The 8110-nt window shown below is 71.6% G+C and carries 7 protein-coding genes; 6 read left to right on the top strand and 1 reads right to left on the bottom strand.

Annotation, left to right across the window (positions count from 1 at the left end; all coding sequences use genetic code 11):
* The first annotated feature begins 100 nt into the window (after positions 1 to 100).
* The 3 genes from DEJ06_RS17780 (at position 101) to DEJ06_RS17770 (ending at position 2621) form a co-directional block, all read left to right on the top strand.
* Positions 101 to 1486 (top strand): glycine--tRNA ligase, encoded by a 1386-nt coding sequence (locus tag DEJ06_RS17780; protein ID WP_071405363.1) that lies wholly within the window; start codon positions 101 to 103, stop codon positions 1484 to 1486.
* 131 nt (positions 1487 to 1617) lie between these two features.
* Entirely contained in the window at positions 1618 to 2352 is a 735-nt protein-coding gene (locus DEJ06_RS17775) for a DsbA family protein (protein WP_111040209.1), read from the top strand.
* Between the two features lie 5 nt (positions 2353 to 2357).
* Positions 2358 to 2621, top strand: coding sequence for a hypothetical protein (locus DEJ06_RS17770; protein ID WP_146245769.1), 264 nt, complete (start codon positions 2358 to 2360; stop codon positions 2619 to 2621).
* 8 nt (positions 2622 to 2629) lie between these two features.
* Here the strand turns inward: DEJ06_RS17770 and DEJ06_RS17765 are convergent, their stop codons facing one another.
* Positions 2630 to 3115 (bottom strand): aminoacyl-tRNA deacylase, encoded by a 486-nt coding sequence (locus tag DEJ06_RS17765; RefSeq protein ID WP_111040207.1) that lies wholly within the window; start codon positions 3113 to 3115, stop codon positions 2630 to 2632.
* A gap of 47 nt (positions 3116 to 3162) precedes the next feature.
* Between DEJ06_RS17765 and dusB the strand changes: the two genes are divergently transcribed.
* Genes dusB through dnaG form a run of 3 tightly spaced genes read left to right on the top strand, consistent with a single transcriptional unit; the run spans position 3163 to position 7581 of the window.
* On the top strand, positions 3163 to 4329 hold the full coding sequence (dusB, locus tag DEJ06_RS17760; RefSeq protein WP_110860455.1) for a tRNA dihydrouridine synthase DusB: 1167 nt from the start codon (positions 3163 to 3165) through the stop codon (positions 4327 to 4329).
* A complete protein-coding gene (locus tag DEJ06_RS17755) occupies positions 4326 to 5621 on the top strand; it encodes a deoxyguanosinetriphosphate triphosphohydrolase (protein ID WP_111040206.1) in 1296 nt (431 codons plus the stop codon). Before dusB ends, DEJ06_RS17755 begins: the two co-directional genes overlap by 4 nt.
* A gap of 40 nt (positions 5622 to 5661) precedes the next feature.
* Entirely contained in the window at positions 5662 to 7581 is a 1920-nt protein-coding gene (dnaG, locus tag DEJ06_RS17750) for a DNA primase (protein WP_111040205.1), read from the top strand.
* The last annotated feature ends 529 nt before the right edge of the window (positions 7582 to 8110 follow it).

Genomic DNA, 8110 nt, shown 5'->3' with positions numbered 1-8110 from the left:
GGGCGGACCCGGGGCGGGCCTCCCGGGCCAGGATCGCCGGTAGTCTTGCCCGGACCGTTTCCGCACCGAGCACCCAGCTCGGCGACCTCTGGAGCACCCTTTGGCACAGCCCTCCCGTCTCGACAGCGTCATCGCCCTGGCCAAGCGCCGCGGCTTCGTCTTCCAGTCGGGTGAGATCTACGGAGGCTCCCGCTCCGCATGGGACTACGGGCCCCTCGGCGTGGAGCTCAAGGAGAACATCAAGCGCCAGTGGTGGCAGCGGTTCGTCCGCGGTCGCGGGGACATGGTCGGCCTCGACTCCGCGGTGATCCTGCCCCGCAAGGTGTGGGAGGCCTCCGGCCACGTCGCGACCTTCACCGACCCGCTGGTGGAGTGCCTGCACTGCCACCACCGGTTCCGCGAGGACCACCTGATCGAGGCGTTCGTCGCCAAGAAGGGCCGCGACCCCGAAGGCCGCATGGCCGAGATCGCCTGCCCGAACTGCGGCACCCGCGGCGAGTGGACCGAGCCCCGCGAGTTCTCCGGGATGCTCAAGACCTACCTCGGCCCGGTCGAGTCGGAAGAGGGCCTGAACTTCCTGCGCCCCGAGACCGCCCAGGGCATCTTCGTCGACTTCGCGCAGGTCGTCACGACGAGCCGCATGAAGCCCCCGTTCGGCATCGGCCAGGTCGGCAAGGCGTTCCGCAACGAGATCACGCCCGGCAACTTCATCTTCCGCACGCGCGAGTTCGAGCAGATGGAGATCGAGTACTTCGTGCCGCCGGCCTCGGCCCAGGAGCACTACGAGCAGTGGATCGCCGACTCGGTGGCGTTCTACACCGACCTCGGCATCGACCCCGAGAACCTGCGCCGCTTCGACGTGCCGGACGGCGAGCGTGCGCACTACTCCGACGCGACCGCCGACATCGAGTACCGCTTCGGCTTCACCGGCTCGGAGTGGGGCGAGCTGATGGGCGTCGCGAACCGCACCGACTTCGACCTGAACAACCACATCGAGGCGTCCGGCCAGGACCTCCGGTTCTTCGACCAGGCAGCCAACGAGAAGTACGTGCCGTACGTCATCGAGCCGTCGTTCGGGCTGACCCGTGCACTCATGGCGTTCCTGCTCGACTCGTACCACGAGGACGAGGCGCCGAACGCGAAGGGCGGCGTCGACAAGCGCACCGTCCTGCGCCTCGACCCGCGCCTGGCCCCGGTGAAGGCCGCCGTCCTGCCGCTGTCGCGCAACGAGCAGCTCTCGCCCGTCGCCCGCGGCCTGGCCGACGACCTGCGCAAGAACTGGAACGTGGACTTCGACGACGCCGGTGCCATCGGCCGTCGCTACCGTCGCCACGACGAGATCGGCACGCCGTTCTGCATCACGGTCGACTTCGACACGCTCGAGGACAAGGCCGTCACGGTGCGCGAGCGCGACACGATGAGCCAGGAGCGCGTCTCGCTCGACCAGCTGCAGGGGTACCTCGCGCAGCGGTTGCTCGGCGCGTAGGGGGTTCGGCGGCTCCGCAAGACACCGGTGTTCGTGCGTTGCACACTCGCAATCGGGTGTTCGACCTGCGAACACCGGTGTTCTGCTGCCAGTGACGGGAATGCGCGCCGCACGAGCGCGTTGGGGTCAGCATGAACGACTCCGTGAAGGTCGATGTCTGGTCGGACATCGCCTGCCCCTGGTGCTACATCGGCAAGCGCAAGTTCGAGGCCGGCGTCGCCGCGTTCGGCGCCTCGACCGAGGGCCCTCCCGTCGAGGTCGAGTACCACTCCTTCGAGCTGAGCCCGGACACCCCCGTCGACTTCGAGGGCACCGAGGCCGAGTTCCTGTCGGGCCACAAGGGCATGCCCGTCGACCAGGCGCAACAGATGCTCGACCAGGTCACCGCCATCGCCGCGGGCGTCGGCCTCGAGTACGACTTCGAGGCCATGCACCACACCAACACCGTGAAGGCCCACCAGGTCATCCACCTCGCCAAGCAGCACGGCAAGCAGCTCGAGATGGTCGAGCGCCTGTTCACCGCTTACTTCGAGCGCGGCGAGCACGTCGGACAGGAGTCCTCGCTCGCCGACCTGGCGGCGGAGATCGGTCTCGACCGCGACGAGGTCCTCAGCACCCTGCGCGACGACGCCCAGCTCGCCGCGGTCCGCGCCGACCAGGCCCAGGCACAGGCGTTCGGGATCAACGGCGTGCCGTTCTTCGTGATCGACGGCAAGTACGGCGTCTCCGGCGCCCAGGACCCCACGGCGTTCGAGCAGGTGCTCCGCCAGGTGGTCGCGCTCCGCGAGACCACGCCGGAGGAGGTCGCCTCGGCGGCCGAGCGCGCTGCGGACGACGCGAGCGCGGACGTGGCGGCGACCCGATGACGGACATGACCATCAGTGACCAGGGCGCCGTGCGCCTCCAGGCCGTGACGTCGGTACCGTCCGTGCCGGACGCGCTCACGGGGCTGCCGGGCGTCCGCGGCCTCTCCGCCGCTTCCGGCGTTTCCGGCGTTCCCGGCCTGGAGGCCCGTCCCGCGTTGCTGACGCTCGTCACGCCCGGCGGTGCGCCGGTCTGCGAGGGCGATGCGTGCCTGATCGACGCCGGCTCGTTCGCCGGGGCCGAGGGCGACTGGTCCGAGGTGCCGGACTGACGGCTGCGTCAGTCGCGCTGCGGTTGCTCGTCGGTGATGTCGGCGACGGTCGCGCCGTAGGCGGCGACGAGCGCGTCGGCGTCGACGAAGGCGCTCGCGCCGTGCCGCCCCGCACCCAGCGCGACCCGGCGGCCGACGATGCGCTCGTCGGCGTACACCGGCAGGTCGCCCGTGGCACCGATCGGCGTGATGGTGCCGCGCTCGTAGCCGGACGCCCCGAGCGCGGTGGCGGCGTCGGGCATCGAGAGCTTGTTGACGCCGACGACCGTGCGGAGCTTCTTCCAGGCGATGCTGCGGCCGCCGGGCACCAGGGCGAGCAGGAACCCGCCGTCGTGGCGCTTCACCACCAGGGTCTTGACGATGTCGCCGGGCTCGATCCCGAGCAGTCCGGCGGCCTCGTGCAGGGAGTCCGCGGCCGGGCGCTCGACCACCTCGACCGGCAGGCCACGGGCCTGGGCGTCGGCGTCGAACCGGGTGCTGGCGTCGCTCGTCATGTGGAGAACGCTACCGGCGCGCACCGACGTGGGAAGATGGGACAGGTATGACGATCACACAAGCACCCGCCTCGCGAGTCGGCGGCCCCCTGCGCATCGGCCCGATCGAGGTCGACGTGCCGGTCGTGCTCGCGCCGATGGCCGGGATCACGAACATGGCGTACCGCCGGCTGTGCCGCGAGTACGGTGCCGGGCTCTACGTGTGCGAGATGATCACCTCGCGCGCGCTGGTCGAACGGACGCCCGTGTCGATGCAGCTCATCCAGCACCACGAGTCCGAGACCCCGCGGTCGATCCAGCTGTACGGCGTCGAGCCGAACACCGTGGCCGAGGCGGCGTCGATCCTGGTGGGCGAGGACCGCGCCGACCACATCGACCTGAACTTCGGGTGCCCGGTGCCCAAGGTCACCCGCAAGGGCGGCGGCGCGGCCCTGCCCTGGAAGCTCGACCTGTTCCGCGAACTCGTCACCAAGACCGTGCGCGCCGCCGGTGACGTCCCCGTCACGGTGAAGATGCGCAAGGGCATCGACGAGGACCACCTGACCTACCTCGACGCCGCCCGCATCGCGCGCGACGCCGGTGTCGCCGCGGTGTCGCTGCACGCCCGCACCGCGAACGAGCACTACTCCGGGCACGCCGACTGGTCCGCGATCGCCACCCTGAAGGAGACCGTCACCGACATCCCGATCCTCGGCAACGGCGACATCTGGTCGGCCGCCGACGCGCTCCGGATGATCGACGAGACCGGTGCCGACGGCGTGGTCGTCGGCCGTGGCTGCCTGGGCCGTCCGTGGCTGTTCGGTGACCTGGCCGCGGCGTTCCGCGGCGAGGGGCTGCGGTACATGCCGTCCCTGGGCGAGGTCGCAGACGGGTTCCGTCGGCACGCCGAGCTGCTCGTCGAGTTCTTCGGCGACGAAGAGCACGCCTGCCGCGACATCCGCAAGCACGTGGCCTGGTACTTCAAGGGGTACCCGATCGGCAGCGACGTCCGGGCCGGCCTGGCGATGGCGTCGAGCCTGCAGGAGATCGACGACTTCCTCGGCCAGCTCGACCACGACGCGCCCTACCCGGGTGCCGACGCCGAGGGGCCGCGCGGTCGTGCCGGGCACCCAAAGCGCACCGCGCTGCCCGACCGCTGGCTCGAGAGCCGCGACGTCGACTCCGAGTTCCGCAAGGTCCTGGCCGCCGCCGAGCTGCACCACAGCGGCGGATGAGCGCCACCGCCTCGTACGGTCCGGCGGACGCGGAGCGCTGGCTCCCCGAAGAGCACGGCAACCGCCGCTCGGACTTCGCCCGTGACCGCGCCCGACTGCTGCACTCCAGTGCGCTCCGGCGTCTGGCCGCGAAGACCCAGGTGCTCAGCCCGACCGCGGGGCTCGACTTCGCCCGCAACCGGCTGACCCACTCGCTCGAGGTCGCGCAGGTCGGCCGCGAGCTCGCCGACTCGCTCGGACTCGACCCCGACGTGGTCGACACCGCGTGCCTGGCGCACGACATCGGGCACCCGCCGTTCGGGCACAACGGCGAGACGGCCGTGAACGCCTGGGCGACCGGCATCGGTGGCTTCGAGGGCAACGCGCAGACGCTCCGGCTGCTGACGCGGCTCGAGCCGAAGGTCTACGGCGTCCGGCCCGGCGCTGACGTGGACCGTCCGTTCGGGCTCAACCTGACCCGTGCGTCGTTGGACGCCAGCTGCAAGTACCCGTGGCCCGCTGCGCAGGGGGTCTCGGAGTCGTCGTCCGGGCGCACCAAGTTCGGCTTCTACGACGACGACCACGACGCCTTCGAGTGGCTCCGCGCCGGCGCGCCGCGCCGCCAGCGGTGCATCGAGGCGCAGGTGATGGACCTCGCCGACGACATCGCGTACTCGGTGCACGACTTCGAGGACGCCGTCGTCGCCGGGTTCATCGACGTCGCGGCCCTGGGCGACCGCGTCGGTGAGAACGACATCGTGACCGCCATGCACGCGTGGGTCGGCGACGACCTGAGCCGCGACGAGCTGCTCGAGGCGTTCGACCGCCTGCGCGCGCTGCCGCTCTGGATGACCGCGTACGACGGCTCCCGCCGTGACGCCGCACGCCTCAAGAACCTGACGTCGCAGCTGATCGGACGCTTCGCGCGCACCGCAACGGCGGCCACCCGCGAGTCCTACGCCTCGGGGTCGCTCGTGCGGTTCGCCGCGTCGGTCGTCACCCCGCCCGAGATCATCGGCGAGATCGCGGTGCTCAAGGGCATCGTCGCGGCCTTCGTGATGACCCAGGGCGACCGTCAGCCCGTGTACGAGGACCAGCGCCGCGTGCTCACCGAACTGCTCGACGCGCTGGCGGCGACCGGTGCGTCCGACCTCGAGCCGGGCTTCGCCGCCGACTGGCACGCCGCGGACGACGACGCCGGCCGACTGCGCGCCGTCGTCGACCAGGTCGCGAGCCTGACCGACCAGGGCGCACTCGCCTGGCACCGACGTCTGGTGGTGGGTGACCGTGACCCGGTCCACATCGCTGTCTGACCGGTCCGCCGACGTCGGTCCCACGAACTAGGATCGAGGGGTGGCTGGCAGGATCGCGCGGAACGACATCGACGAGGTCCGCTCGCGTGTCAACATCGCCGACGTCGTGGGCGACTACGTCACGCTGAAGCACGCGGGCGTCGGGTCGATGAAGGGCCTGTGCCCCTTCCACGACGAGCGCTCCCCGTCGTTCCACGTCCGGCCCCAGGTCGGCCGCTACCACTGCTTCGGCTGCGGCGAGGACGGCGACGTCTTCAGCTTCATCATGGCGCAGGACCACACCACCTTCGCCGAGGCCGTCGAGCGCATGGCCGCGAAGATCGGCTTCACCCTGCACTACGAAGAGGGCGACGGGCCGCGCACCGACTACAACACTCGTGCTCGGCTGATCGCCGCGAACGAAGCCGCGCTCGAGTACTTCACCGCGCAGCTCACGACGGGCGCCGCCGACCCCGCCCGCCGGTTCCTGGGGGAGCGCGGGTTCGACCCCTCGGCTGCCCAGCACTTCGGCGTCGGCTTCGCGCCGAAGTCCTACGACATGCTCAAGGACCACCTGCGCGGGCGTGGCTTCACGATGGAAGAGCTCGTGTCCGCCGGCCTCGTCAGCCAGGGTGACCGCTCGCCGTACGACCGGTTCCGCGGGCGGCTGATGTGGCCGATCCGCGACGTCACCGGGGCGACCATCGGGTTCGGGGCGCGCCGCCTGCTCGAGGACGACAAGGGTCCCAAGTACCTCAACACGCCCGAGACCCCGATCTACCACAAGAGCCAGGTGCTCTACGGGCTCGACCTGGCCCGCCGCGACATCTCGAAGCAGAAGCAGGTCGTCATCGTCGAGGGCTACACCGACGTGATGGCGTGTCACGTCGCGGGCGTCACGACCGCGGTCGCCACCTGCGGCACGTCGTTCGGCGTCGACCACATCAAGGTGCTGCGCCCGATGCTCGGTGACCTGGCCGGCGCCGACCCGAACGCCAACGGCGAGGTCGTGTTCACGTTCGACCCCGACGAGGCCGGGCAGCGTGCCGCCTCGCGTGCCTTCGCGGAAGAACAGCGCTTCGCGGCGCAGACCTACGTCGCCGTGGCGCCCGGCGGGCTCGACCCGTGCGACCTCCGGCTCGCCCGTGGCGACGACGCCATCCGCCGCCTGGTCACGAACAAGCGCCCGATGTTCGAGTTCATGATCCGCCGCACCCTGGACGGCCACGACCTCGAGACCGTCGAGGGGCGCGTCGGTGCCCTGCGTGCGGCCGCGCCCGTCCTCGCCGGCATCCGCGACCGCTCGCTGACCCAGGGCTACGTCCGCGAACTCGCCGGCTGGCTCGGCATGGAGATCCACGAGGTCCGTCGGTCGGTCGAGACCGCCAGACGCCGTGCGGGCTCCGCCGGGCAGGACGACCGGTCCGCAGGCGCAGGGCGCGACGGCCGCAACGGGAACGGCACCGACGGGGTCGACACCCCCGACGAGCCCGTCGCCGGCATCCGCTCGCTGCCGAACGACCCGATCAGCCGCATGGAGCGCGACGCCGTGATGGCGATGGTGCAGCAGCCCACGTCCGTCGGCGCACCGATGCTCGGGCTCGCCGCGTCGGCCACGTTCTCGACGCCGATGCTCGCCGCGGTGCGGGACGCCGTGGTCGCCAACGTCGACGTCATCGGCGCGGGGGACTGGCTCGACCGGCTGCTCGCCGACGTGCCGGCGCCGCTGCGAACCCTGACGCACGAACTCGCCCTCGCACCGATCCCCGCGCGAAACGCCGAGGACCTGGCGGCCTACTGCCGGAGCATCGTCGTGGCCCTGGTCGAGCGCGACCTGCTCGCCCGCAAGGCCTCGTTGCTCGGGCAGCTGCAGCGCGCCGACCCGCACGAGCAGGCCGAGCGTCGCGCCGAGATCCAGCGGCAGCTCGTCGACATCGACGGGCAGCGGATGCGGTTGCGCGCCGACGCCGAGGCGTCCTAGGGCTCTTCGCGCGGCTGGTGCGGCAGTTGGCGTGTGCGCCAGATCGTCTCGGTCGCAGGACGCACCGCGTGCGCTTCGCCGAGGTCGCACGAACTGTCGTGCGGCGGGGCTGCGAGCGGCAGTTCGTGCGACCTCGGCGGTCCGTGAGGGGTCAGGACGTGCCGCGTGCGGGGCGTCGAGTGGTCGCAAGGCGTCGGTTGGCCGGGGTTCGGCCGACGGGACGTGACCGCGCGGGTGGGGCGAGCGGTGAGTCGTGACCGGTCGGCGGGGGCGTGGGGACGGGCGGACGCGGGGCGGGCCTCCAGGCGGGGGAGGCGAGGTCGCACGACGCGCCGTATGGGTGCCGCCGAGGTCGCACGAACTGTCGCACGGTGGGGCTGCGAGCGGCAGTTCGTGCGACCTCGGCGGTCCGTGAGTGGTCGGGACGTGCCGTCTGTCGGGCCTCGAGTGGTCGCGGATCGTCGGTTGGCCGGGGTCCGGCCGACGGGACGTGCCCGCGCGGGGCAGGGTGGGCGGTGAGTCGTGACCC

This window comes from Curtobacterium sp. MCLR17_051, assembly GCF_003234395.1.
Lineage (GTDB): Bacteria > Actinomycetota > Actinomycetes > Actinomycetales > Microbacteriaceae > Curtobacterium > Curtobacterium flaccumfaciens.
This window is presented reverse-complemented; position numbering and strand designations above follow the sequence as displayed.

Bases quoted from the DNA above. Each gene is read 5' to 3' on its own strand.
- DEJ06_RS17775 (WP_111040209.1), top strand. From the start codon at position 1,618: ATGAACGACTCCGTGAAGGTCGATGTCTGGTCGGACATCGCCTGCCCC.
- DEJ06_RS17770 (WP_146245769.1), top strand. From the start codon at position 2,358: ATGACCATCAGTGACCAGGGCGCCGTGCGCCTCCAGGCCGTGACGTCG.
- DEJ06_RS17765 (WP_111040207.1), bottom strand. From the start codon at position 3,115: ATGACGAGCGACGCCAGCACCCGGTTCGACGCCGACGCCCAGGCCCGT.
- dusB (WP_110860455.1), top strand. From the start codon at position 3,163: ATGACGATCACACAAGCACCCGCCTCGCGAGTCGGCGGCCCCCTGCGC.
- DEJ06_RS17755 (WP_111040206.1), top strand. From the start codon at position 4,326: ATGAGCGCCACCGCCTCGTACGGTCCGGCGGACGCGGAGCGCTGGCTC.